Source organism: Vibrio tetraodonis, assembly GCF_003350295.1.
In the GTDB taxonomy this organism is placed as follows: domain Bacteria; phylum Pseudomonadota; class Gammaproteobacteria; order Enterobacterales; family Vibrionaceae; genus Vibrio; species Vibrio tetraodonis.
The window spans coordinates 46,899-71,349 of record NZ_QLYY01000010.1 but is presented as its reverse complement, the minus strand read 5'-3'; the positions used below and the strand labels follow the sequence as shown (position 1 = coordinate 71,349).

Genomic DNA, 24,451 nt, shown 5'->3' with positions numbered 1-24,451 from the left:
ATGCCTAATGGAACTAAGCTTTAAAAAAGGAATATTTAATGAAGATTAAAACCTTAGCGTTAAGTACTACGTTAATACTGACCGCATTAGGGACAGCCTATGCTCTTCAAAATGAAGAAGTAGAAAATGAAATTTCTAATTACCAAGGAACTCAGACCTGTTACCCAGAAGCTATTTACGACCCGAATTCGATTGAAGGAGTCCAAGAAGTTGTGAGAGACGCGCTCTTGCGTGGCAAGAAGGTGATGACTGGAAATCGTAAATTTGCTAGCCAAATTGATGCAGCATGTACAGGCGATGGAGAGATACAACTTACCCTAAAAAACATGGATAAAATCGTCCACTTTGATGCAAATAATCAGCTCGTAACTGTTGAAGCTGGAATGAGGTTTAATGATTTAAATGACTTCCTTCGCGACCAAGGTTACGCAATAAATATGGTTACAGAATTAGCCATATTTACTGTTGGAGGCATGCTGGGAAGTGGTACGCATGGCTCGACCCTAGAAAAGCCCAGTAATATGCTTGCCGATTATGTAACGCAACTTAAAGTTGTCGATGGTGAAGGTAATGTTCGTACTTTAAGTGGTGATTTATTAGATGCAGCAAGGGTCAATTTGGGCGTCTTGGGTGTTGTTGTGGAAGTCACACTTGCTTTTGAAGAAGCATTCAAAGTCAAAGCAGAAGTGACAGGGTATCGTGATGATACAGGGTTGGAAGACAAAGTATTAGATATCGCTCGGAACAATTATTCTGCGAATATTGCTTGGTTTCCAGGGCTTGGCCGCTATACCACCACACTCTACAATCCAGTACCATTGGATACCGAGGGGCAGGCATATAACGCTCAAGCTGATGTGTCTGATGCGGAAGAGTTTTTTTTCGGGTTACTATTCAATGCTGCTCATGAATTTCCTGGTACCGGACTGCAATGCCTAGCAGCAAAAGCGCGTTACAATGCAAGAGCACAGTCTTACTTCAAAGATAGTATTTCAGGTAAAAAGGTCGACAACCCAGTAGGTTACTCTGACCAAATGCAATACTTCAAATGCAAAGATCCTAATAAATGTATTTGGGACCGGCTCCCCATCGCACTTCAAGAAGTGGCGATTGATATAGAGCGGCTACCCGATTGGATAAGTGATGTAAGAGAAATTGTCGCAGCACATCCTAGAACTTGTTTCCCTCTAAATGGTATCTATTTCAGATTCGGAAAAGCTTCCGATAGTTACCTCGGGATGAGTGCTGGACGCGAAAGTGCATTCGTTGGCATTGAATATACTCTGCGACAAGAAGGTAAAAAGGAACCTAAAAATTACTTTGTCAATCTAGAGATTGAACAGATGTCATTGCGTAAATATAACGCTCGTCCTCATTGGGGGAAAAACTCTGTGGCTATATTTGAAGATATACCTTCTCGATTCCCTATGTGGCCAGAGTTTTTACAAGCGAAAGCAGAACTGGACCCACACAATGTATTCACTAATCCTTTCTGGGAAAGAGTGAGTGGCAGTATCCCTATGGAAGATTACTTAACACCAGGGTGTAATGTTCGAGGCGAATGTTATTGCCAAACGGATGAACACTGTCAATCTGGTACGCAGTGTAAGGAGGGGCTTTATTTCTCCCAAGCTCGAATCTGCCGCAAATAACCATGATGTTCGGCCGTATCTGAGTACGGCCGAACATCAGCCTATAAAACCTACTTGAACTACACGGAACGTTTGACTATGAACCTCAAAATGATACCGTCGATCATTGCCATTCTATGTACTTTATTTTGCTCTGCACTTAATGCAACAACATTAGATGATCTTAAACCTCATGTACCGAGCTCTGATAAAACTTGGGCAGAACAATGGTTCTATAATGTGGCAGTGCCAGATGTGGGCTATTTTAAGATAAGCTTACAAACTTATATCGCCCCTAATTTTACTATTCCAACACCTAAAGCATACGTTCATCTGGCTTTCACACCACTTAATGGAAAAACCGTCAAATACGATATTTTTCGAGATGAACTCATCTTGAAAGGGTTTGATGATGTTAACCAGTTTCACTATGAGATACCCGGTATAGTGACGGCAAACCAAGATCAGTTAGAAGTCCATTATAATGACTTCAACTTTACCATGAGGTGGGATGGTGAACATTCTCATTATTGGCGAGGCTCTAATCCAGGACAAACACCATTTGGCATCATACCTGAAATTCCCGGTGTGGGTGGTAAATGGTTTCTGTATACCGTAGGGACACCGATACAATATACTTTCTCAGACAACTCACGTTCCCTGTTTGGCTCCGGTTACGCCCAAGTAGACAAAGGATGGTACGATAAGGAATCAAGTGCAGGAATGATATATAGTATGGGCTTGTCTGATGAGCTCTATTATATGTTTACAGGAGCTAAGATTGGCACATCAAACATCGAACTATGGGCTGGTCGGTACATTTCTGATAAGTATGACCTTATTTTCTACCCTGCTATTGGTAACTTATCAGTAAAGCGCGAATACGATTCTTGCGCCGGTTATTTCAAGTTGGAAATGAACAAGATAAAACACAAGATGGTTATGGAAGTCAAATCGCCATTTGAGGACTTTTATCCATTAGAGTTTCCCTCAGTGATTATCTTTGGTGGAGAGCAAAAATATATGAAGTCTATGACCGCAAAGGTTCAATTTTCATTATATGAATTCGGTCAGCTCGAAGAATCTATTTCTATGGACCAAGCATTACTGGAATTCAGTGGTCCATTTTATTGTGACGCTCTACCTAAATAGGTCAAAGTAAAAAGCGGAAAGTGTTCTTTCCGCTTTTTCTCACTTGGGTTGACTAACGTAGCAAAATGCCTGTTGTAGTGACCATAGATTGATAATTCAATGAATGATACATCCCTGCGATGGTTTCAACACGACTATATACCCCCTTGTTATTTAGGTCATAACCAGCATGGATAGCTTGCTCAAAAAAATCTTTCTTAGCTTTGTCGCCAGCACGATGAAAATCTGAGCGAACATCCCCACTCGAAGCTGTATATTGAAAGTCTGGTTTCGATTGACGGTCACAGTGCTCATTCTGGTATTTTTTCAAATCTTCTAACATATAGATTATATTAGTGATTTCCTTGTATCTCTTTTCTCCTTCTTGATCTCTGAGCATATCCCACTCATCATCATTTCTCGGAGGCGCTACCAGGTTAGGAAGCAATCGTTCCACTTGAGTAGCTTTTGATGAGTCAACGTTAAATACAACATTTTTAATCAGTGGACTAGGTTTTAATGTCGGCGCACTTAATGCCTGTTGATCAGCTAAGTATTGATTCATTTTGATACTCAACTCATTCATGGACCGAGCACCGTGAGATAGCCACTCTAAGTGAGTTCCAGCAATATCATCTAGTGTTAGTTCCCCTACCTTTAGGATCTTAGACTGTTGATCTGCATAGTAGTCAAAGCATTTAAGCTGAGTCTCAACCCATTTCTGGGCTAGGGAGTTGTCATCAGCCATCAGTTTCCTACACTCTGCCGTAAGAAGGTCTTTAGATAATCTCTCTTGATTGCAGTCTGTAATTCCTTCAAATAGTTCCGTTTTATTATCGAATGATACCTGTTTTAACGCACCATCGACTCCATGTTTTTTTACATTTTCTTCCAAAAGATAGCCTGAACTATTTGTTAACTGTTTCCTGGATATGTTTTCAGCTTCTTCAGATAATTCCCCGTAGTTTATACGTGTCTTTTCTAAAACACCCTCTATTTCAAATTCAAAAGCAAATCTTGAATCATCTATACTGGTAATTTGGCCATGAAAAATGGCACTTCGACCTTCAGCTAATATACTGAGCTTAGCGAATGCTTCCATTTTTTTAGCGGCATTGCTTGATGTGGATTGTTCTATGTCATGCGTAATATCGTATAGGTATGACAGTGCCTCTTTTTTATGGCTTCCACAAAACCAATCCTTAATTTTGTCCCATATCCCCATCTGTATTGCATCTTCTTTGCAATGGGCATTTTTTACATTTTCAATACGAGCATCACTAATGGTTCTTTCTATATAACCACCGATATTTAACGACATAAGAACCTCTCTTTATTCGTGGCAGTATTCAACCTGATAATCCCAACTAACAAATATCGATTAAATACGCAGTTAATTGTACAAAGTGAAATAAGGGTTATTTGATAATTAGTATTGAATAAATTTTAAAGTTACACTTACGAAATAAAATTCACTTTTATAACAACTGGTCTAACCAAAAATGGAAAATAACGTGATAAATTATCTATTCAAATTAGATAGTCTATTGTCTCTTTTATGATATCTAAAAAATTTCAATATCTAAGATGAAACTATACCGGAGCTTTAAAGCAATCATTAGCGTAGAAAACCAATCCATCAGGACTGACAATCAATTCCCCTTTAGTGACACATTGGTTGTCTGTGATAAGTTTACTCTGTGCCTCACAAGCCAAATCTGCTTCAAATATATTTCCATTTTCAAGATTTAGTAAATCTTGCAAGCTTACGTCAAGACTTGCAATCTTAACGTAGCTAGTCTTATCAGATAGCCTATAGGGAGGATATACGTTATTAACTAGCCAAGTCTTTTCTTCATGATATTGGACACTTGCTACTGGTTTTCCCCACCATAAAATAGCGCTACCTTTATTTGGGTTATGGCCATCTTTTAGCCACACACCTTGACCATTAAATATCGGTTTTGTATCGGTAAGATAACCTGCTATCAAAGGGACACTAACGGTGACTTGTGGTGCTAGATAACTCTCCCAACCTATGGTTAGACGTTTTATCCAAGCGGCCGAAAACCCAACAAGAACAAATTGATATCCATTACACTGTACAACAGGATAAATATCATTCGGTAATTGACGATCTTTCCCTTGAGTATTGATATCCCTTACAAATGGGATACCTACTACAGAAAAAAGCGCTGCAACCATAGTTGGTAACAAATCATCAGGTATGGTGGTCAGAGATGAAGTTACTTCAATGCCTGCTGACCATTCGTGTCTACTGCACCATATACCACTGGTATTGTCTGCCCGATACGACCAGAATGTCCCCTCTTCCTGGCTAACTCGCTGAAGTGAAAGATAACACTGCTGATTACTCAAGCCAGTACCAATGACTTGTGCTAAGTCTATCAAATTATTCATACTTCATTATCTCCAACTGAAATGGTATTTTTGATTGAGATAAATGTTTACTAATCTTTGGAGCAATGCGATTGATTGTCTCATGCTGTTTCTGATCTCTTGGCTTTAGCTGTAGTGTGACTACCTGAGCCTGCCATGAAGCAACAATAGTTAACCCTGTCATGGGTCCATTCAATAAGCGAAATGTCAGACGGCTTTCTTGCCTAACTATTTCTGCATTTTGCCATTTAGCGACATGATTCACCTCTGACAACTGGTGCACGATTGAAGAAATTCTCTCTGTCGAAGGCATATTCTGATCAGTATTTTGTTGTAAATCATGTCGACTCGAAAATAGAGCAGAAAACCTCTGCCTTAACTCAGGATCTGTATCACGTTTCGATTTTACACCTTCAACCCGCCAATGATGTGAGGGAATCTGTTCAATTTTATTGCTCATCCAGGACCCCTTTTAATTTTTCTTGCCCCTTAACCAGTGATATTTTTTGACGAATTAATTCTGCTTTCTCACACTCGATCTGCTCTATGCGTTTGTCCAGGTATATTATTGATTCAGCTTTCGCTCGCTCTTGCGCATATTGGCTACGTTTATCACTGACGAGTTGATTTAGTTCGTTACGAGTAAGTAGATTGTCATTCACCTCTGAATCAACCAGTGTTGCTCTAGATTCAGACCATAATTGATAAACTTGTATTCGTTCCGCTTTAACCTTGTTTTGTTCTTCATCTAACCTGCGCCACTGAGCTAAAAGTTTTTCTTCTTTTCTCTTACGAATAGAGATGAGCTGCCTAATAAAGCTAGTTTCTTTAGCGGTGAGAACCATTAGTCGCTATCTCGCACATAAGTCGTTTAAAACACTTAATGTGCCATTAAACGGCGCTAGCTCGCTGGTGTCTTGACATAGAAAACGCTCTATCTCAGCAAATTTATCAACGGCCTCATCTGTGAAAGGATCTTGCCCTCGCTGATACTCACCAACACGAATTAACAACTGCACTTCTTGATATAAAGCAAGCAGGTTGCGCAAATGCTTAGCGTCAGCTTTATGTTGAGCAGTAACAATCTGATCCATTACTCGGCTTACACTCGCATTAACGTCAATAGCAGGATAATGCCCAGCTCCAGCTAATTTGCGTGATAACACAATATGACCATCTAAAATTGAGCGAACTTCATCTGCAACAGGCTCATTCATGTTATCGCCCTCAACCAAGACTGTGTATATACCAGTGATACTACCAATCGGCGCTGGACCTGCACGCTCTAGTAGCGAAGCTAAATACACAAATACACTGGGAGGAAAACCATTAGCTACAGGTGGTTCACCTGCTGCTAGGCCTATCTCCCTAGCTGCTCGAGCAAAACGAGTCACTGAGTCCACCATAAGTAGAACGTTTTTATCTTGGTCTCTAAAAAACTCGGCAATAGTTGTCGCGGTTAATGCGGCCTTCATTCGCTCAAGTGGTGGTTTGTCAGAAGTAGCAACCACGAGCACGGTTTTTTTTCTTACTTCAGGGGGTAAACAGTATTCAATAAACTCTCGAACTTCTCTGCCTCGTTCACCGACTAATGCAAGAACGATCACATCAGCATCACAGTTTCCAGCAAGCATCCCTAGTAAAGTACTTTTGCCGCCACCAGCAGCGGCAAAGATCCCAACACGCTGGCCTATCCCCAGCGTTAATGTAGAGTCTATAGCCCTAACCCCAGTATGCATGACTTTACTAATAAGTTTTCGCTTGAGCGGGTTTGGTGCACTACCTTGGTTGTTGCGCCATTGGCCAAACCAGTTTCCTTGATCCATTGGACGACCTAAGCCATCAACCACTCGTCCCAAAAGCTCTGGGCCCACTTTGACTCTATGCCCATGCCCCAGCGGCTCAACATGCATATCAACCCCAATACCATTTGTACTTTTAAATGGAGAAAGCCAGGCTTGCTGCCCTTTAATTGCAACAACTTCTGCATGTAGGCTATCACCTATCAAACAAAGCTCTCCAAGCTTTGCATCTGGAAGCGTTGAGCGAATTAATGTAGACGTAACTTCAAGAATTTTTCCAAATCTACGAAAAGGTTTAATGTCTGGCAGATCTGGGAAAAGCTCTTTCTCGAGTTTTTCTGTCAATTGAATACTATCCGGCAATTGCATTAGGAGCCTCCCCAAATGTATCAACCCTCGCTATAACCTTGATACTTGCATCTTCACCAATTTCTTGGAATGAAAGTACCGGAGTCATGGGCATTGTTGATTCAATAATTTTACGTAAATAGCGCCTTACATCTAAGGATGTAGAGACCACGCATGGAATATGTTCAGGTACCTTTTCTTTAATCAAAGCGATTATGTGTTGTTCATCTTCCGGCTCAAGTGCACTATAAGCGCCAACCGCAGACTGGCGTATCGACTCTCTAATCTGATTCTCTATTCCATCACCAATTAAAACCATAGGAATCCAGCCTTCAGCCACTGTGAACTTGCGCCTTATATGCCTTCTCAAAGCAACACGTACATATTCTGTGAGCATAATGGTGTCTTTCTCTTTTGATGCCCACTCAACCAAGGTCTCAAATATTGTTCGAAGATCCCGAATAGAAATATTTTCTTCCACAAGGCGCTGTAGTATCTCAGTGATTTTGCTTACGGGTAAAAGCCTCTGCAGTTCTTTAACTAGCTCTGCATAACGCATTTCCATTGAGTCCATTAGATAACGTGTTTCCTGTACTCCAAGAAATTCCTTGGCGAAATGTAATGCTGCAGTTTCAACAAGATAATTAATAATTTCGTTACCTTGATAATAGGTTGCACCAGTGATACCTATCTCATCGGCATGTTCTGATGAATACCAGTAAAGCTTTTGCTGATTGAACACAAGTTGGCTTTGTTCTCCCTCTATTCCGTCCATCTTGGTTAATACTAAAATCATCTGCTTAGGAACATGTAACTTTACAATTGGTTCTTGATAAAGGAAAAGTTCAAATTCTTCGCCTCTGTCATTTCTTAGTGTCTGAAGTTGAATTTCTGGTATTGGCAACCCAAGCTTTTCGAATAACTTCCACCTTAAGCTCTGTAACGACTTAGCTAGGTTTTCTTGTGAAATTTCATTTCCCACCGCTAACATGAGCGGCACAGCGCCCGGCGTCATTTCTTGATCTCCGGATTCTTCTTGTCCTGTTTGGGAAACGAAGCCTTGGTTTTGTTCTTTTACAGAGTTCTTTCTCGTAATCCAAAAAGACGCGCCCAAAACCGCAAGCCCGAGCGGTGCAAAGACAAACAATGGAAATCCCGGAATAATCGCAAATACAAACATCACCGCGGCTGCCATTTGCAGAGAAGATGGTTGACGTGAAACCTGTTCGACCAGCTCGTTAGCTAAGTTACTTTTAGTCTCCCCTGGGACACGTGTGACTATCAAACCTGCAGTAATAGAAATAAGGAGCGAAGGGATCTGAGCAATCAAGCCATCACCAACCGATAATATTGCATAGGTATTAACTGCCTCTGATGCAGACATGTTATGTTGCAAAACACCGACGGCAATCCCACCAAAAATGTTAGTTAGAATCACAATAACACTCGCGATGGCATCGCCTTTAACGAATTTCATTGCGCCATCCATTGCACCATAAAGCTGACTCTCTTTCTGAACAATGGAACGTTGGCGTTTGGCTTCTTTTGCATCAATGATGCCTGCACGCATGTCACCATCAATACTCATTTGCTTGCCAGGCATACCATCGAGAGAAAATCTTGCGCTTACTTCTGCTACGCGCTCTGATCCTTTCGTGATGACGATAAACTGAACTATCGTGATAATGGCAAAGATAATAATACCTACGGCAAGATTACCTCCAACAACAAAATCGCCAAATGTATAGACTATCTCACCAGCATCATGCTGAAGTAAGATCAATCGACTGGTACTAATAGTTAACGCTAATCGGTATAGCGTTGTTATTAGTAACATCGATGGAAATGCCGAAAACTCGAGGGGGTCTCGAATATAAATTGCAATCATCAGCAAGATGATAGACATACCAAGATTCAGAGCGATCAATACATCGACCAATGTGGTTGGCAATGGCAAAATCATCATAAAGACGGCAATAACCAACATCGCACTTAAAATAATATCTTGCCTGCCAGCGACTTTAGCCAGCCAACGAGTTGCGATTGTCATAACTTATTCTCCCCTACTAATTGCATGAGAAACTCACGTTGTTTTTTGCATACCTCAAACCATTGGCGTGCATCAAACTGATGTGGGCAGAATGTACTTATATAAAGCTGACGTTTGATGGTGAATAGGCGTTGAGGTAGACCTTTGAACCGTTCAGGTTGGTTTCTCTTTAAGGCCCGTTCCAAATCAAGGTTATCGATATCAATTAACCATGAAGTTAACATTAAACGATCATCAATGACTTCCAGCCTAAGACCATAAGGGGATTGATGTATCTCGAGGATGTCGGCTACCCCTGTTTGAGGAAGCCGAAGCAAAGAAACCAACTGCTCTACGTTTCTTAACACTTGCAGGTCCATAATCACTCCTATCTAGTCTATACAGACATGATGGCGCGATTTGAGTACCAATAATATCAGGTCTACACCTGAAACTTCCTCCTGACGCTACTAGGGGGAGGCTTTAACTTGCTGCGTACTTTACTATGAACTTTTGAACATCATCATAACATTCATACCATTGGCTTTTTTCGATGGTGTTACCTGTTAGACTTTGGGCCAATGTAATGTCTTTTTCTTGTATTTGCTTATACCTGCTGTCTAACTTTTCAGACAAAATCCTAGCTGCACTAACGAGTTCTCCTTGCAATGCCTGCGATTGCTGCTCAATGGGCATATTGACCAAATTAAGAAGTTTTCCTTTGTCTTTTATAGAGTCTCCAAGCAATTGCACTAAACAACTGTTATTTGTTTTCTCTCCCAAACGATGAAGAAGGTTATCAATTCGCTTTTGAGTTAGCTTCATTCTAGCCCTTGAATAGACATTATTCATACACCAAAAGTTACGAGTTGCAATAAAGTTCGCTGTTGTTTTAGCGAAAAAACCGCCTATCAACATTGCACATAGCCCTGCAATAGCAAGGGTTACACTAGTAATGCTTTCTGTACCAATTATGGTTGTAACAATAAAAGCAACAAAGGCAGAAGTAGTAATAGATAATGTTGGTACAGTGGCCAGTATTAAGGCTCTTTGCTTGTTATTCATTTCACACCAGGTATTTTTCAAATCCCTCCAAGATAGTCTTATCATATTGGTGTGGTTTGATTCGAAACAATCTGCTATGTGTACTTCTACATCTTGTAACGCTTTACGCTCATTAGCATAACTTACTATGGTCTGAGCTCGCTCTTTAAAGCTCCCTTGGTTGCCAATTGCTTTCATCAAAGCATCAACCATAACTGAGGTCATTTGATACTGCATACCTATATTTTCTCCTGTATCATCACACCATGCTTGTACTATCTCCTCGAGCAAACTTGCCATTGATTTATCAAAAGAAGCGTTTGGTATTAAGGCAGATACTAGCAATCCTGCACCATTGATCGTCCGGCTACTACCACAAAGTTCTCTCATTGCAGCAGCCATAAAAGGCGCAGCATACGCAAGGTGCATTAGCGCAATCATCTCAGGTGATAAAGATTGGTGATCCAATTTAAGTGTTTCCACTCGGCGATTTTGAACAATATCTTTAACCTGACTTTGCACTTCCCCTGAATACCATATAGTCGAGACCAGTGATGTTACATCCGGGCCAAAGATGTCACTATTAGTGCTCATAATCTCAAAAATATTGTTTAAATTACCGGCAAAAGCTTGCGACTCGATCGGATGATAAAGCGCCCAATGATGCAAATTTAACAAGGCATTTTTTACAACTTCCTGACGGACGACTACTTCACCTGATGATAATGGCGCGAAAAGGGACTGATATGAGATTGCATAATCTCTAATACCAGCATGGGCCATCTGGCGTTCGAGAAATAACATATTAATGTCCGGTCGATAATCACCTGATAACTCTCCAGCAACATTTTGTTTAACCCAAGTAGACCATGTTTCAAGGGTATCACCGTTATTACATGGATAGCCGTGACTTTTCTTTGCTTGATAGTCAAATTGTTTCAACTCCAGCACTCGTTTCTCATATTCATCATCCAATTGCTGGATATCAGCATTGAGCGATCCAATTTTCGACTTTAAAAAAACAACTTCTTGTTTATCATAAGTGCTTTGCAGCTCATTTCTTTCATTCACCAACTTCCTAACTTTTTCATTATTCGTTCTCAACTCAGGTAAGAACGCAAGAAAGCCATGCAAATTTAGTCGTTTCTTAATCGATACTATCGAGTGATCCAACATAGTATCGATACGAGTTAATTTATTTCTTAGTAGTACCTTGGTATCAAAAACTTTCTGTACTGAATGACAATGCGCCTTGATCTCATTGAAATAATTTAGTTGTTTCTTTGATTCGTTAACTATCGATTCCACTTGATGCATGATATTCATACCGAATAATTTAGCGTTCGGTAGAAACGCTTCCAAAGCTTCAACATAGTCGACCAATGCCGATGATTTTTCTTCTATGTAATCAGAATAACGAGGCAAGTTCTGGGTTAGATTATCGACTAGTCGGCCACATTCAATATCTGTGTAAAGGTCAACGCCACTATGATTATTGAATTCTAATGTAATAGGATTTCTTTGGTCCAACCAAGACACTCGCTGTTTAGATCGAATAACATCTTGTACTTGACGACGAACCTCAGCACTCAAGTGATTATTGGGCTCCTGTCTTTTCAACGAGAACTTTAGATTAGGATCTTCATTGTCAGTGAGCTCATTGAGCTGCAGATTTTCACGGCTTTCAGATAACCTTTCATCCTTGCTGATGGCTGATAAAGTCGATACAAGTTGGTCTTCTTGATTAGTACCCGATACCATTGAACGCTGAAAATAATTCTCAAAAACAGCTAAACTATGGTGCAGTCTACCCATCCTATTCGATAGATTGAGACGTTCATCAATACCATCCCTTTCTTCGTGTAACTGTTTTTGGCTTTTACGCAGTGCTCTTTTTATGAGCTGAATCGCTCCAAGCAGCGATTTCTGATGCTCTTTTGGGAACGGAACAGTAACATCACTAGCCAATGCAGGCATTTTCTCTGCAACAATTTCAGAAAGTATCCGCAAATTGACTGCAGACATATCTGAGGCATAACGAGCAAGTTTACTTGATAGGTATTCGACTAGTTCGTTTTCATCTAGAAAAGGCTGCATTTCAATTAACTCAAAACACAACTGTTTTAGATCAGTTGTCATTTTTGACTGTGACACCAATGAATATGATGAACAAGGAAAGTCCCTCTTCCAAAACAATTTGGACTGATTAGATCGTTCAAATTCACGTGACAGGATTGGTTGTTCAACGAGTGGACTTGGTTCAAATTTAGAATTCATATGCGTTTTCTCCCAACCTACTGATCATTCATTCCAACGATCTAGAAGTTCTAACATCGCTTCCTGAATATGCTCTTTTTGTTCCGGGTCGCGGTAACATGCTGGCGACATCACTGCCATCAGATCTTTCCATCGGCGCAAGAAAACAACTTTACGTTCATATAGTAGCCCTAGTCGTTCTATGATGAGCGATAACGCATCAGGATAAACCCACGATTGTTCCAGTAGTTCAATTGTGATGGACATAACAGATGAATGCTCTAACTCCATAGCGCGTGCTAAAGCGCCGCAATGATCTTCAAAAGTCAAAAAAAGCAGTAATCGTTTCAGATCCTTTATTGCTGCAGCGACCATCGCCATATCATCACGCTTTTGACCTTCATCAAGTGGTTCAGACATAGAACGAATAAGAATACGGATATATTGACGCCTATCTTTGTGTTTTTTTAGTAAGTCAAACCAATGGGCTAAGCCTTGCTCTCCTCGTTTTGCATTCTGATACAGCAGCCGAAGCGCTCTAAGACCTTCTTTGTCAATATTCATACCTTCAGAAGCCGCAATAACTTCAAGCTCAATACCTTCTTCATCCAGTATTTCGCTCAAACGCTTTTTGAGTTCTTTTTTCATTGCAGAGGATAGACCTTTAAAGCTAAGTAAAGAGGTCAAAATCAATGCAATTTTTCCTCTATCCAAGCCCGACTGGTCCAATGCTGTAAGAATTTGGCTCGCTGTTTTAAGCTGAGACAATTGTTCAGTCATACGGTTTATTGATTCAAGTGCCATCTTGTCCATTTGCTGGAGAACCTGCTCCATACTATTCAGCTTCAGATCTTTAGACTTATCCTCCAAGCTGAGTTTTTTCATCACGCTGCTCAGGCCAAGGCTCAAACCTTCCATTGTTTCTTCTAGGGCTTCTTGCCTTACTTCTGCAAGCGCAGCACTAGCAAGAGATGCTGTCGATTCAGTCGTAATTGCTGAGTTCGTTTGGGTCTGTGAAAAGGCATGAAGTTCCGCATGCATGTTTGCATCGACTCTCATTGTTAATCTCCACTGGCAATCTGTTTCAAAGCTCTATTTTCTGAAAAAGAATCAAGCAACAGCTGTAATTGCAAATCTAAATCTAGTCGAATTACTAAAGATTCAGACGAAAGCTCAGCTTGAGCATCATGCAGTTCGGACTTGATCTTAACCTGTAATCGCTCTCCAAATGCATCTTCCATTACTGGATAGAGCTCTTGTGGAACAAAGAGTGTTAGGTCATGTTGGCTACTCTGTTGGGCAACCTGGTCGGTTAGTCTTTTGATCATAAATTGACTAATATCTTGCTTACTTGACCATTTTTCGATTACTGTTCGCATTTGCTGTCGGATTCGTTCTTTAAGGCTGTCAATCAAATTCCGTTCGATATTTTCTTTGTCTAACAACCAAGTTACAGCGTCACTAGCGGCCTGTTGTCGAGCTTCTTTTTTCCATTCTTCTTGTAACTGCCTAGCTTCGTTATGCGCTTCCTGTATTATTTTTTCCGCATGTTTATGCGCGTTGTCTCGTTTGAGCCGTGCACGGCGTAAAATTGTAGCGATTCGAGTACGAGCTTTAGACTCAATATTCGAAGAACGCACAGCCGACTCAATCGCTTGTCTTGAGGCTGTGTCCCCCACTTTTTTAAGCTCACAACATATAGCTGAAATAAAGAATGGACTCATAAGAATTTCTCCAGTCTGAACATCCAATTAATAACGTTCTCTACTTCAATCTGAGATACTTTATTAGGTATTTCCATTACAGGTAAACTCAGTGACAAAATCTTCCCAAAAGCGTGTCCACTCCAATACTCAAACAAAGCACTAGCCGAATAAGACTCTGCTTTAAATAGCATGGTATCTGGCAACCATTGAGGTGGATGCGTTGCGTGTGGCCACAATGCAATAAGCTGTTCAAGCTGAGTCTGGCTAAACCTCTTCTGCATAACTTCTCTATATTGGCTATCCCATATATAATCTGGGCAGTTTTGAGTGATTAATCCGGTGGCTACCAATAAAACTGGAAGTTTATTTATCACTGATAGCCATCTTTGGATAATTTCTAGATCTTCTGTCAGCCAAAAATGTTCAAGTCCAAAGCGGCTTAGGATTGCGTTATCAAGTCGTTGTTCAACTAAATCATTCGTTGTTGCTAGGTCTTTCCAATTCTCTAGATCTAACTTCTTCCACCACTCAGAGTGAAGTCTGGGGCTTATGTTACGTACAGTCTTGTTTAATTGAATAACGTCTATTGCCATAGTTAATCTTCCCTTTTACGTCTTATGGCCAAGCATGCAACGCCAGCAATAAATACACTTCCCAAACCGACTGTTACAGGCGTTTTATTGGCCGTAATCCAATTTTGAATGTCCCCCCAGCCAGAAGTAGAGCTCGGTTGCACTACGGGTTGATAACGAAAATCAGCAGGTTGTAGAAACAAACTGATGTTTTCATATTGGAGATCCGGAACTGCATTTTTAATCAAATTACGGATTTGTGTTTCAGAGCTGCTCAAGTTTGCCTCTGGTGAGTACTTTATATATACAGCAGCAGACTTATCTGTTGTGTTAGCACGGCTACTTGATGCACTTTTAACATTTTGAGCAATGGAAACACGTGCACTAATCACACCGTCCATATTTGATAATGTTCGTTCTAGCTGCTGTTCTTTTAGGTAGCTCATTTTCGCTTCTTCTTGAGCAGGAGAAGAGACCAGTTGGCCTGATGGAAAAAGTTGCTCAATATCAACATAGTTTGCTTTGGGGTAGCCATTTTGTCTTAGTAGTTCTACTGCATTGATAAACTGATCTTTTTCTATCTTTAACGTTACTTTTCCGGTTTTAGTATCAATATCTGAGTTCACGTCGATGTGATTAAGCATTAATAATGCTACCATTTGGTTAGCTTCTGATTGAGGGAGGTTTTGGTAAAGTTCCACCTTACAGCCCGACAATAAAAGCGCTAACATTAGAGTGAGCCATTTATATTTCTTCATTGCATTGTCACCAATTTGTTGATCGATTGAGAGAGACTGCCTGCTGTTTTAGCCGCTAGATCGACTTCTACTAGCGATTGTGTAATTAATTTCTGGCTCTCAATAGCTTGTTCAGGCGAAATACCCACTGAGGAATCTGAGTTTGGTTGAACGTCAACGAGTTCGCTTAATTTTGACGTTTCATTGACTCCCTGTTTCATCAGCTGACTGAATTTATCTACTAACATTTCATCTGGATTAACTGATTCAGTTTTTTTTTCCACTGCATCAACTGCTGCTTTCGCGATTGCACTAATCTCCATCATGACCTCCAGTAATCAATGAACATATTGTTTTGGTATCTGCACTATCTGCAGATGACGCGTAAAGAAACCGTAGCCCTTCAACCCGGGGGGAACTCAATCCGTTAAGTGTTCGTATCGCTTTGGACCTTTTGTCTAATGCAAAGTAAATTAAACTGATACAAATACACCTGTCTTCGTCATCATCGATCAAATAGGGAAATGCCTCTACAATGCAAAGTGCCTGTTTCTCAAGTCGATGATTGGCTGCTGCGAGCGCTGCTTCTACAAGAAGTTGTTTATCTGATTTTTTCATATCTTTGAAATAATCCCTTGCACCATATCTTTGACCGCTTTAATCAAAGCACTCTCATACCCCATAAAATTTGAATATTGCTGCACGGCAAACTGGGCCTTTAACATTTCATCTGGGTTATTAGGGTCAGCCTGAGTCATCTTGGCCTTTATATCTTGCGCGGATTGGGCAGACTTAAGAGATAACTCATTGATAATTGAATTCAGATCCATAACAAACTCCTACCTTCTTCCTGCACGTAAATCTGAGGGACTGCAGTGATAGCGCTTTTTAAATGCCCCTATAAAATGAGAGTGGCTGCTAAAGCCTGCATCGAACGCTACATCCGCTATTTTTCGATCTGTTTCTAGGATCGTTTGCTTTGCGTAAGTTAAACGTTGTTCAGTGATCCATGCTTTTGTCGACTGGCCATAATATTTGTAAAACGCAGTATTTAATTTAGTCACGTCCATCTGTAGCAGTTCTGCATATCGTGTCACTGACCATTGCTCATAAAGGTGTTTATTTACAAATTCAAATATCTTGTCATTGGGGTCGGCATATTGATTTAGTAAGTTTGAAAAGTACGGCTTATCCATTTCTAGGCAATAGGTAAAAACGAAACGAAGCATTACAGTCTTACTGACTTTGTGTAATTGCTTAATCACATTCACAAGTTCGTCGAAAATAGGCACTGCTTTGACTGATTTATTCAAAGTGCGATCATCGACATAATTCTGATTGATCAGATCTGTAAGCAAATGATAGATTTGGCATATTTCACCAGGATAAAAAAAGATGCTCATCCAATCACCGCGGCTTGCTGCGTGTATTTCAGCTTCTTCTGTCACCATAACCAGTTGATTGGCGTCTATTTCCGTACGTTGACCTTGATAATCGATATGACCTTGTTTATTGAACAATACGACTTGTAATGCTTTCATATCAACAACCTTTTATTTCTGAGCCTAGAGTTAGTTTGCCAAGGTCAAGCAATATCTGGTATCAGGTCTTCACCTGAGTTATGACTTATAAATAGAAATAAGAAGGAGGATGACATTCTTATTTGCCAAATATCATTTAATCCTTACTTTATAAGGAATACTTCTAAATGAAAAAGCCCTCGTGGGATACGAGGGCATGCATATATTAGTTACATCGAAAACGAATTCGTATTAACGATTTGTATCAGCCGTTAGGATCAAACCGGAAACTGCTTGCTGAGCGTCTCCAAAAACCTTGTCTACATCCTCATTAGCTTTTAGCCTTTCGATAATTCTATTGCCAATTTTCTGTAGATCATCAGCAACACTTTTCGTTTCATTACCTTGCTTGATAAGCTTATGCAACGGATAGTGTTTTTCTCGTATTTCCTCATTTTTGGTACTTAGCGCAGAAAGTGCGGGAGCAAATACATTTCTTCCCACGGTTTCCCCAAGGTGCGCTCCTTCCTTGTTAAATAGGTATTTAATGTCATCGTATTTATGTTTACTAAAGTCTTGCTCCCCATAAACCGTACGACCAAAGTCTATCAACTGTGTGAAGAATTGAGAGTCCAGCTCTCGAACCAAAATATTCTCCATATGCAGGTCACGATGAGACACCTTGTTAGTAAACAACACTTTCAACATATCAATTAACTGATTTGCAAGCTGTTGTTTTTGCTGCGTACCCAATTGGATATCTTGTGAACCAATGTATTTGACAAGTTCACTTGTCTTCACTTTTTCATCGTAAAGATCAAATTGAGCATAATCACCTTGGATACTCTTATCCAAACCGGCAACTGGCTTTTGTAATGAGACTATAGCCTCAAGATCTGTCTTACCCGCGCAGTATTTACTTAACCCAGCCTCTAACGCAAAATCTTTTTTTCCTGTCTCAGTTATCGCATGTAGATAACCGTGCTGTTTATTAACTTCCTTATTTTTTCCGCCAAAAGCATATTCCAGGTCTTTGAGGCTATCAACTCTAGGATTTTCGATTTTGTGGTCTTGTAATAAGTAGCCGGAGAGCTTGCTCTTCATACTAGGCTCTGTTGCTTGAAGAGCCATCAAAGCCTCTATCTCGCTCTTAAGGCGTATATTTTCAGCCATTAGAGAATTAACTTTTTCACTAGCATTCTGTTTCTCATTTTCTACGAACTTTAGGTTGCTACTAAGCTTTTCGACCTGATCAGTCATCTTTTTAAAATCACTATCGAGTTGTCGTTGTACATCGCTTATCTTTTGTTCCCACTGCTGACGTTCAGCCTCCCTAGCCTCTTGTATTTTAGTCAAATCATTTTTATGTGCAGCGTCTTTATTCGCTATTAAAGAACTATTAAGATTATCTTCAACGTCTTTTTTATGACTTTCAAGCTCAGCTTTAACCCTATCATGGATAATTTTGTTGCTACCCAGATTGAATCCTAGTATTTCATTACCTGTAGCAGAAGTCCCTACTTTTATAAGCTTAGCTGTCGATATTGCACTGGTTGCTGCACCGAGGTTTGAGGGAATCGAAACAGTACCCGCATAGAGGGTTCCTATCGTCAAACCCAGTCTAAGCGTTGCCGATGTTGCTCTTGCCCAAAACTCAGCTCGATCATCCTGCAATCCCATTTTATCCAAAAGCGCATAAACAAGGTTCGATAGTGTATCTCCCCCCATTCTTAAACCTTGCTCTCCATGTGCGGCTTTGTACCAGTTTGCAGCAGCACATCCTGCATCAGAGACTGCGAGGGCAAACGCCACTCCAGCCGCTGCCGTCAGCGGTATACCTAAACCGCCACTAATAACGGTTGCGGCAATTGCTAGCCCAAGTCCAACACCAGCAATAGCAACATTAAATAATTCTTTGAAAAACGTACTCTTAGCTACATCAATCCCCGCTTTTTCAGCCTGCTGATACAAGATCGTAGACCTTTCTATTAGCTGTTTCGTGTTTGACTGATGAGGTTCTAAAGGAGATGTGGATTCTTCTGGATAGGAATTATTTACAGGGTCTGAAGGTGCAGGTAGAGATACATGAGAAGCATCAAATTGACCAAGCTTAGGAGTTTCTGATGCATCAACATCAGGAAAATTACTGATTTGAGATAGTCCAGAGCTCGAGACATCTAGAGTCGTAACCATTATTTTGCTCCTATAAGTTACACTGATTTATTTCATCCAAAAGCGACAGAGCAAGCTGCCTTATTTCTGGCTGCTCTGGGGGTAAAAAACTTTGCGTAACACTTGTTCGTAAAGCATCTAATGCTTCGTTCGGCTTATCGAGTGATAAATAACACTGGCCAATTCTGAATGTAACACCAGCATCACATGCATCCATCAAGGTGGCGTAACCATAAAATATCAATGCATCTTCAAATTGCCCTAGGGCATGTAAGGTTGAGGCTAAGCCAAACAAATACTCTCTACGCCAAGGATCATTCATAACAAGGTATGTAAAGTGAGTCATAGCTTCAGCCATATTGCCACTGTGGTATTCTTCTAAAGCACCTTGGTAGGTATGGACTAAAGTTCCTTCATCAATATTGTTCAATTGAGCTAATGTCTGGTGACCATTGATCACACTCTCTATTGATTTTTTAATTTGGTTAGCATCGATTGAAAAGGCATCGGTATTCATCATAGAGGTTCCATTTTGTGTTGAGAACACCATTTGCATGGCGCTCTCACATTAGGGGTTGATATTAATTGCGTACAGCTGAGGTGATACGTCCATGGAGCTCGACGAGCTCTTTAACGAGAGAGCGCATTTGATCAGAGATCTGACGAGCTTTATCACTCAGTTCATTCACATTCTTGTTATAATTCTGAGAATTCATTGCTTTAAATTCCCCATCCATTTTTTCCATTTCTGCATCTTTTGTCATTGAAGCGGAAACCGTTGAACCGACACCATCAACCCCTTTACCAAGAGCCTGACCTAAATGGGTAGCACCTTCACCAAATTTTCCGGTTGCACCAACCCCGGCCATCCCTATGACACCAGAGAGAATCTGTAGTCCTCCAGCCCATGCGGCAGACTCAAAAGCACTCTCTATTGAATCTCTTTTTGAGTCCATTGAGGCTTTTTGCACGTCCCATCCAAGCAATTGTTGCTTTTGATTGTACTCTTGTAAGATGTTTCTGAGTTTTTTAAATATTTCAGCTAACTTCACAATCAATTCATTTAGCTGCGAGATTGCGTCCATTGCTTCGCTTCCCGATACATCATGGCCATAATCTGAATTATTGGTAACGTAATCAGCTGTTTGAGTTGCAGTATTATTTTGAACTTCTCCAGTCATAAATCCCCCTTAGCTACACTGCTGAAGTCGCAATGCGAGCTTGTAACATACCGGACTCATTGATAACTTTTGTTGCGCCATCTAAAGAGTCACCTTGCTTATCGACTAAGTCTTTAATTGTTTTGGATTGCTGCTCTTTGGCTTTGTCGTACCAGTCATAGCAAAACTCCATGAGATTTTGTTTTAAAATCAGTTCCTCAATCTGCTTTTGGAGTTTGGCTTTTTCTTCAGTCACAATCCCACTAGTAATTGCCGTACCTGAGCGTGCTGAAGCGCGAATCAAATCAAGTGACGTGTAAGTGCATGCTTTAATGATTGTTTTTATCACCTCATTACGCACTGCAGTTGTTACTTGTTTGGTAATTTCTTGGGCGGTCATTTGCACGCCCTTCTCAATAGCCTTAGTAGCTGCTTGTTCTACAGATTTGGTCACTAGCTGCTGAATGGCTTCTTCACTAAATGCTTTTGCAAGTGATTTGGCGATTTGACCGCCACGTTCTGCCACCTGCTCTACGCCTTTGCTCACTCCACTCATCAGTTGTTTACTGACTTGTTCTGCGACTTGTTCAGATACTTGTTTACCAACTTGTTGAGCAATGTTAGTGACTTCTTGTGTTGATCCTTTTGCAATACTTTCAACCAGTTTAGGGGCCGCTTCTTGCATTGCAGTTTCGGTTCCTTTGGCTATGGATCGTGTCGCTGAAATAGCTCTACCGGCTTGGAAAATATCCAGTGCCATTGCGACAACTTCAGCGCCAAGCTGAACTTTTCCTGCAACATCGATAACTTGCTGACATTTTTCCTTATCGGCACCACACAAGATTGCGGTTTCAGCAGCAGCTTTGACCATACCGGCAATACCAGCAGTTAGGTAAGCTGCACCACTCGCCATATCCATGGCACCACCGACTACATCCCCAACAGCGACGCGAGCGGCGCCTTCTATGAGTTTAAATACACCAATGACAGCTTCCACTGCACCAACAATCCAGTCAAAGATTGCGCCAAATATTCCACCTTTCTGCGCCTTTTCAGATTGCTCTATGCGTTTACTTAATTGATCTTGGAATTCTTTAACTTGCTGGTCACGAAGTACTGCTTGAGTATCCGTCATCAGCCTAGCAGCTTTCGCTGCGGCATTTGCCGTATCGCCAAAGGTTTTTAAGCCTAAATTCGCTGACATAAGCACCATATCGTTCATCGAAGCCTTTTCAAGCTGGCTGATGGTCGCACTGTCATCTTTATGAAATGCTGATAGTACTCGTTGCAGCGCCTGGCTAGCTGCATCAGAACTTACTACGTTTCTCTTAACATCATTTCCATTTTCAATAACATCTACTAAGCCTTCCTTAGAACCAGAGGAAGGGAAACGTGATCTGGCCTGTTTTGTATTTTCAAGGCGCTCAACATCTGAGGTTGATCCCACTGAGGTTTGAGTATTGAAGTTAACACTAGTCATGGGACACCTCCTGAACAAGTTGAGCTAAACCTTGTTTAGCCTTCACGGCTACTTCATCCCATTTGCCATCTTTATGGCATTCACTAACTCTAACGGCTGCCTTATAGGATTTAACCGCATAATCTTTGTTTCCGACCGCGAGATAGTTTATCGCCGCAAAATAGGGACTACGTGGGTCTTCGATTCTTATTATCCCAGAACGACCGAAGCAAAAAATGGCTTCTTCATGCTCCTTAAGCTGATGACAGCATGTACCTAAGGAAAAAAAGTAATCGAAGTTCCACTGGTCAATTTTCATCAACAAGTAAAATATTCTTTTGGCACCTTCATAATCGCCGTAGTTCATTAGTTGTGTACCGTAACGATAAAGAAGGCCCAAATCTTTCTCATCGACATCCGCTAACATTTTTAAAGAACCACCTTGGTGGAGGAATGTCTGCAATGTCTCAAAATCTTTTTGTTCCATAATTCCTCCTAGCGAATGTTTTGTGCGATGGATTTATTCATTTCTGCCAACATGGTTTGCATGCTGTTAAGCAAACTAACGGTGACATTGTAGGTTTGCATAATTTTCTGCAGTTGCAGCTGTGACTGAGATACAAAGTCAGACGCTCGGTTTGATACAGTTTCGAGGGCTGACTTCACCGCTTTCAGCTTACCTTGATCTAAACCTCCTGCGGCTTCTAGCGCATTTGCAATATGCTGCATATGAGCTTTACTCACTCTTTGGCCTGACATGTAGCCGACCTCAGGTAGGCCCCATATGTAGTCGCAAGCCCTTTTCCCATCGACTTTAATGCCGTGCTGGTCCATGTATGTTACGACGTCTTGCCAACTGTATGACTGCATGCCTTCTGGACCACATTCGTTAATTTTTGCTTTGAGTTTCTCAAGATAACTAGCAGAAGGATCATTGGCTTTTAGGTATTCGCTAATTGACTTTCCATCAACAGTAAAGCCATTATCCTTCATATATTTAATGACCTCTGGAGGAATTTTACCTGTTGCCTTATCGCCTTCTTTTGCCACTTGAGCTATCACTTCATCAACGCGATTCGCCATATCTTGTGCATTACGAGAAACATCTGCTTTAGCTTGCATTTGACTATATTTAGCATCTGCTAGTTCAGACAGTAGATTCATAAACAAATATAAAACAGCCACACCGCCAGATAATACACAGTCACCATCTATTGCATTTTTTAACTCAACTTTGTCATTATTTACTGACAAAGGAGTATTAATGCCTTGATCAATTTGAAGCATAAAAACCCCCTATTATCAATTAATATATTTGCCGAAAATTATCGAATATTTTGCGCTATTGATTTATTCATCTCTGCTAGCATTGTTTGCATGCTATTTAATAAGCTCACTGTTACATTGTAAGTTTGCATTAATTTCTGCAACTGCAATTGCGATTGAGATACAAAGTCAGATGCTCGATTTGACACTGTTTCCAAGGATGCTTTTACGGCTTTTAACTTACCCTGATCAAGATGGTTTCCATTTTCTTTCAAATATTGATCGATAGTTTTTCCATCGACTTTAAAGCCATTGTCGCGCATATAATTGACAACATCTTGAGGTAATTCACGGGTGGCCTTATCACCTTCTTTTGCAGCTTCGGCAACTTTTTCATCCACTCGGTTTGCCATGTCTTGAGCAGTACGAGAAACGTCTGATTTTTGCTGCATTTGGCTATATTTTGCATTCGCCATTTCAGAAAGCAGGTTCATAAACATATAAAGCACAGCGATACCACCTGAGAGTACACAGTCCCCCCTAGACGCTATAGTGTTTTTTATATCTTCACTTTGTTGTGAGTTGATGATGCTGGTACCTTGGGTACCTGATGTATCGTAAAGATTAACAGCCATAATATATTCCTCTAATTTCTAGATTATTACTACAAGCTGGGTTCTAAATTGGAAGTTCACTATTTAGCATCTCAGTTTGTATTTGAATAATAAAATGATTGATCTCTTTTTTATTTCCAATATAAAGACCAACCAACAAATAGTGGTATGACCAGATATTTGAAATTGTTTTACTTACAAAAAAACCGATGAATAAAAATATCATCGGTAAATAATTTAACTATATAAATAAGTAATCACATATAGTTTTTATATCTCTTTTTCTTAGGCTTAGACAAAGCCTCTCCACTTGCATTATCTTCCTCACCTATTGCTTTAAAACCTTCTTGTAGTTGTTTAAAGTTTTCTTCGAGCATAGTGACTTTTGACATGATAGCCTGCTGAGAATTCTGAATCCCTTCTGGGAATGCTTGGTTTAACTTTTCGAGCTTGGCGCGGGCTTTAGGATCATGGCTTGATTGTTCCACCAACACTTGAATCTCACCTTGAAGCTCTTGAAATTCTCTCATTTGTGCTGCGAGCACACTCCTGCGATGGTTTAAATCCTCCATCACAGCTTTAATATCATCTAATGTGTCCATGA

Annotated in this window: 26 protein-coding genes; 2 read left to right on the top strand and 24 right to left on the bottom strand. The window is 40.5% G+C overall.

Going from position 1 to position 24,451, the window contains the following annotated elements; translation table 11 throughout:
• The first annotated feature begins 38 nt into the window (after window positions 1-38).
• Together DPF90_RS07505 and DPF90_RS07500 are read left to right on the top strand one after the other, a co-directional pair.
• Window positions 39-1,652, top strand: coding sequence for a D-arabinono-1,4-lactone oxidase (locus DPF90_RS07505; protein WP_114785717.1), 1,614 nt, complete (start codon window positions 39-41; stop codon window positions 1,650-1,652).
• A gap of 78 nt (window positions 1,653-1,730) precedes the next feature.
• Window positions 1,731-2,783: a hypothetical protein gene (locus DPF90_RS07500; RefSeq protein ID WP_114785716.1), complete on the top strand. Its 1,053-nt coding sequence runs from the start codon at window positions 1,731-1,733 to the stop codon at window positions 2,781-2,783.
• A gap of 52 nt (window positions 2,784-2,835) precedes the next feature.
• Here DPF90_RS07500 and DPF90_RS07495 read toward each other — a convergent pair whose 3' ends face one another.
• The 24 genes from DPF90_RS07495 to DPF90_RS07380 form a co-directional block, all read right to left on the bottom strand.
• Window positions 2,836-4,083 carry a hypothetical protein gene (locus tag DPF90_RS07495; protein WP_114785715.1) on the bottom strand — a complete coding sequence of 416 codons (1,248 nt, stop codon included), beginning with the start codon at window positions 4,081-4,083 and terminating at the stop codon, window positions 2,836-2,838.
• 272 nt (window positions 4,084-4,355) lie between these two features.
• Window positions 4,356-5,183, bottom strand: a complete 828-nt coding sequence (locus tag DPF90_RS07490; protein ID WP_114785714.1) for a hypothetical protein — start codon at window positions 5,181-5,183, stop codon at window positions 4,356-4,358.
• On the bottom strand, window positions 5,176-5,622 hold the full coding sequence (locus DPF90_RS07485; RefSeq protein ID WP_114785713.1) for a hypothetical protein: 447 nt from the start codon (window positions 5,620-5,622) through the stop codon (window positions 5,176-5,178). The genes DPF90_RS07490 and DPF90_RS07485 overlap by 8 nt, the downstream gene beginning before the upstream one ends.
• Window positions 5,612-6,007: a hypothetical protein gene (locus DPF90_RS07480; protein WP_114785712.1), complete on the bottom strand. Its 396-nt coding sequence runs from the start codon at window positions 6,005-6,007 to the stop codon at window positions 5,612-5,614. Before DPF90_RS07480 ends, DPF90_RS07485 begins: the two co-directional genes overlap by 11 nt.
• Before the next feature lie 6 nt (window positions 6,008-6,013).
• Window positions 6,014-7,333 carry an EscN/YscN/HrcN family type III secretion system ATPase gene (locus tag DPF90_RS07475; RefSeq protein WP_114785711.1) on the bottom strand — a complete coding sequence of 440 codons (1,320 nt, stop codon included), beginning with the start codon at window positions 7,331-7,333 and terminating at the stop codon, window positions 6,014-6,016.
• Complete coding sequence (locus DPF90_RS07470; protein WP_114785710.1) at window positions 7,317-9,362, bottom strand: EscV/YscV/HrcV family type III secretion system export apparatus protein; 2,046 nt, start codon at window positions 9,360-9,362, stop codon at window positions 7,317-7,319. The genes DPF90_RS07475 and DPF90_RS07470 overlap by 17 nt, the downstream gene beginning before the upstream one ends.
• Window positions 9,359-9,721: a hypothetical protein gene (locus tag DPF90_RS07465; protein WP_114785709.1), complete on the bottom strand. Its 363-nt coding sequence runs from the start codon at window positions 9,719-9,721 to the stop codon at window positions 9,359-9,361. Before DPF90_RS07465 ends, DPF90_RS07470 begins: the two co-directional genes overlap by 4 nt.
• Window positions 9,722-9,824: 103 nt before the next feature.
• Window positions 9,825-12,662 carry a hypothetical protein gene (locus tag DPF90_RS07460; protein ID WP_114785708.1) on the bottom strand — a complete coding sequence of 946 codons (2,838 nt, stop codon included), beginning with the start codon at window positions 12,660-12,662 and terminating at the stop codon, window positions 9,825-9,827.
• A gap of 24 nt (window positions 12,663-12,686) precedes the next feature.
• On the bottom strand, window positions 12,687-13,700 hold the full coding sequence (locus tag DPF90_RS07455; RefSeq protein ID WP_114785707.1) for an HrpJ domain-containing protein: 1,014 nt from the start codon (window positions 13,698-13,700) through the stop codon (window positions 12,687-12,689).
• Window positions 13,701-13,702: 2 nt separating this feature from the next.
• Window positions 13,703-14,365 (bottom strand): type III secretion protein, encoded by a 663-nt coding sequence (locus DPF90_RS07450; protein WP_114785706.1) that lies wholly within the window; start codon window positions 14,363-14,365, stop codon window positions 13,703-13,705.
• Window positions 14,362-14,940: a type III secretion system domain-containing protein gene (locus DPF90_RS07445; protein ID WP_114785705.1), complete on the bottom strand. Its 579-nt coding sequence runs from the start codon at window positions 14,938-14,940 to the stop codon at window positions 14,362-14,364. Before DPF90_RS07445 ends, DPF90_RS07450 begins: the two co-directional genes overlap by 4 nt.
• Before the next feature lie 2 nt (window positions 14,941-14,942).
• Complete coding sequence (gene sctJ, locus DPF90_RS07440; protein ID WP_114785704.1) at window positions 14,943-15,677, bottom strand: type III secretion system inner membrane ring lipoprotein SctJ; 735 nt, start codon at window positions 15,675-15,677, stop codon at window positions 14,943-14,945.
• A complete protein-coding gene (gene sctI / locus DPF90_RS07435) occupies window positions 15,674-15,982 on the bottom strand; it encodes a type III secretion system inner rod subunit SctI (protein WP_240314485.1) in 309 nt (102 codons plus the stop codon). Before sctI ends, sctJ begins: the two co-directional genes overlap by 4 nt.
• On the bottom strand, window positions 15,969-16,274 hold the full coding sequence (locus tag DPF90_RS07430; RefSeq protein WP_114785702.1) for an EscG/YscG/SsaH family type III secretion system needle protein co-chaperone: 306 nt from the start codon (window positions 16,272-16,274) through the stop codon (window positions 15,969-15,971). Before DPF90_RS07430 ends, sctI begins: the two co-directional genes overlap by 14 nt.
• A complete protein-coding gene (gene sctF / locus DPF90_RS07425; protein ID WP_114785701.1) occupies window positions 16,271-16,486 on the bottom strand; it encodes a type III secretion system needle filament subunit SctF in 216 nt (71 codons plus the stop codon). The genes DPF90_RS07430 and sctF overlap by 4 nt, the downstream gene beginning before the upstream one ends.
• Before the next feature lie 9 nt (window positions 16,487-16,495).
• A complete protein-coding gene (locus DPF90_RS07420; protein ID WP_114785700.1) occupies window positions 16,496-17,197 on the bottom strand; it encodes a helix-turn-helix transcriptional regulator in 702 nt (233 codons plus the stop codon).
• Window positions 17,198-17,428: 231 nt separating this feature from the next.
• Complete coding sequence (locus DPF90_RS07415) at window positions 17,429-19,369, bottom strand: lipopolysaccharide kinase InaA family protein (RefSeq protein WP_114785699.1); 1,941 nt, start codon at window positions 19,367-19,369, stop codon at window positions 17,429-17,431.
• 10 nt (window positions 19,370-19,379) lie between these two features.
• Window positions 19,380-19,868: a tetratricopeptide repeat protein gene (locus DPF90_RS07410; RefSeq protein WP_114785698.1), complete on the bottom strand. Its 489-nt coding sequence runs from the start codon at window positions 19,866-19,868 to the stop codon at window positions 19,380-19,382.
• Window positions 19,869-19,929: 61 nt separating this feature from the next.
• Window positions 19,930-20,529 carry a type III secretion system translocon protein SseD gene (sseD, locus tag DPF90_RS07405; RefSeq protein ID WP_114785697.1) on the bottom strand — a complete coding sequence of 200 codons (600 nt, stop codon included), beginning with the start codon at window positions 20,527-20,529 and terminating at the stop codon, window positions 19,930-19,932.
• 13 nt (window positions 20,530-20,542) lie between these two features.
• The gene (locus DPF90_RS07400) at window positions 20,543-21,988 is read right to left on the bottom strand and encodes a type III secretion system translocon protein (RefSeq protein WP_114785696.1); all 1,446 of its coding nucleotides are present in this window, start codon (window positions 21,986-21,988) and stop codon (window positions 20,543-20,545) included.
• Window positions 21,981-22,454: a SycD/LcrH family type III secretion system chaperone gene (locus DPF90_RS07395; RefSeq protein WP_114785695.1), complete on the bottom strand. Its 474-nt coding sequence runs from the start codon at window positions 22,452-22,454 to the stop codon at window positions 21,981-21,983. The genes DPF90_RS07400 and DPF90_RS07395 overlap by 8 nt, the downstream gene beginning before the upstream one ends.
• A gap of 8 nt (window positions 22,455-22,462) precedes the next feature.
• Window positions 22,463-23,254, bottom strand: coding sequence for a secretion protein EspA (locus tag DPF90_RS07390; RefSeq protein ID WP_114785694.1), 792 nt, complete (start codon window positions 23,252-23,254; stop codon window positions 22,463-22,465).
• Between the two features lie 38 nt (window positions 23,255-23,292).
• The gene (gene sseB / locus DPF90_RS07385; RefSeq protein WP_114785693.1) at window positions 23,293-23,868 is read right to left on the bottom strand and encodes a type III secretion system translocon protein SseB; all 576 of its coding nucleotides are present in this window, start codon (window positions 23,866-23,868) and stop codon (window positions 23,293-23,295) included.
• 236 nt (window positions 23,869-24,104) lie between these two features.
• Complete coding sequence (locus tag DPF90_RS07380; RefSeq protein ID WP_114785692.1) at window positions 24,105-24,449, bottom strand: hypothetical protein; 345 nt, start codon at window positions 24,447-24,449, stop codon at window positions 24,105-24,107.
• Window positions 24,450-24,451: the final 2 nt, after the last annotated feature.

Coding starts and splice junctions, on each gene's coding strand:
- DPF90_RS07505 (WP_114785717.1), top strand. CDS start 39: ATGAAGATTAAAACCTTAGCGTTAAGTACTACGTTAATACTGACCGCA.
- DPF90_RS07500 (WP_114785716.1), top strand. CDS start 1,731: ATGAACCTCAAAATGATACCGTCGATCATTGCCATTCTATGTACTTTA.
- DPF90_RS07495 (WP_114785715.1), bottom strand. CDS start 4,083: ATGTCGTTAAATATCGGTGGTTATATAGAAAGAACCATTAGTGATGCT.
- DPF90_RS07490 (WP_114785714.1), bottom strand. CDS start 5,183: ATGAATAATTTGATAGACTTAGCACAAGTCATTGGTACTGGCTTGAGT.
- DPF90_RS07485 (WP_114785713.1), bottom strand. CDS start 5,622: ATGAGCAATAAAATTGAACAGATTCCCTCACATCATTGGCGGGTTGAA.
- DPF90_RS07480 (WP_114785712.1), bottom strand. CDS start 6,007: ATGGTTCTCACCGCTAAAGAAACTAGCTTTATTAGGCAGCTCATCTCT.
- DPF90_RS07475 (WP_114785711.1), bottom strand. CDS start 7,333: ATGCAATTGCCGGATAGTATTCAATTGACAGAAAAACTCGAGAAAGAG.
- DPF90_RS07470 (WP_114785710.1), bottom strand. CDS start 9,362: ATGACAATCGCAACTCGTTGGCTGGCTAAAGTCGCTGGCAGGCAAGAT.
- DPF90_RS07465 (WP_114785709.1), bottom strand. CDS start 9,721: ATGGACCTGCAAGTGTTAAGAAACGTAGAGCAGTTGGTTTCTTTGCTT.
- DPF90_RS07460 (WP_114785708.1), bottom strand. CDS start 12,662: ATGAATTCTAAATTTGAACCAAGTCCACTCGTTGAACAACCAATCCTG.
- DPF90_RS07455 (WP_114785707.1), bottom strand. CDS start 13,700: ATGAGAGTCGATGCAAACATGCATGCGGAACTTCATGCCTTTTCACAG.
- DPF90_RS07450 (WP_114785706.1), bottom strand. CDS start 14,365: ATGAGTCCATTCTTTATTTCAGCTATATGTTGTGAGCTTAAAAAAGTG.
- DPF90_RS07445 (WP_114785705.1), bottom strand. CDS start 14,940: ATGGCAATAGACGTTATTCAATTAAACAAGACTGTACGTAACATAAGC.
- sctJ (WP_114785704.1), bottom strand. CDS start 15,677: ATGAAGAAATATAAATGGCTCACTCTAATGTTAGCGCTTTTATTGTCG.
- sctI (WP_240314485.1), bottom strand. CDS start 15,982: ATGATGGAGATTAGTGCAATCGCGAAAGCAGCAGTTGATGCAGTGGAA.
- DPF90_RS07430 (WP_114785702.1), bottom strand. CDS start 16,274: ATGAAAAAATCAGATAAACAACTTCTTGTAGAAGCAGCGCTCGCAGCA.
- sctF (WP_114785701.1), bottom strand. CDS start 16,486: ATGGATCTGAATTCAATTATCAATGAGTTATCTCTTAAGTCTGCCCAA.
- DPF90_RS07420 (WP_114785700.1), bottom strand. CDS start 17,197: ATGAAAGCATTACAAGTCGTATTGTTCAATAAACAAGGTCATATCGAT.
- DPF90_RS07415 (WP_114785699.1), bottom strand. CDS start 19,369: ATGGTTACGACTCTAGATGTCTCGAGCTCTGGACTATCTCAAATCAGT.
- DPF90_RS07410 (WP_114785698.1), bottom strand. CDS start 19,868: ATGATGAATACCGATGCCTTTTCAATCGATGCTAACCAAATTAAAAAA.
- sseD (WP_114785697.1), bottom strand. CDS start 20,529: ATGACTGGAGAAGTTCAAAATAATACTGCAACTCAAACAGCTGATTAC.
- DPF90_RS07400 (WP_114785696.1), bottom strand. CDS start 21,988: ATGACTAGTGTTAACTTCAATACTCAAACCTCAGTGGGATCAACCTCA.
- DPF90_RS07395 (WP_114785695.1), bottom strand. CDS start 22,454: ATGGAACAAAAAGATTTTGAGACATTGCAGACATTCCTCCACCAAGGT.
- DPF90_RS07390 (WP_114785694.1), bottom strand. CDS start 23,254: ATGCTTCAAATTGATCAAGGCATTAATACTCCTTTGTCAGTAAATAAT.
- sseB (WP_114785693.1), bottom strand. CDS start 23,868: ATGGCTGTTAATCTTTACGATACATCAGGTACCCAAGGTACCAGCATC.
- DPF90_RS07380 (WP_114785692.1), bottom strand. CDS start 24,449: ATGGACACATTAGATGATATTAAAGCTGTGATGGAGGATTTAAACCAT.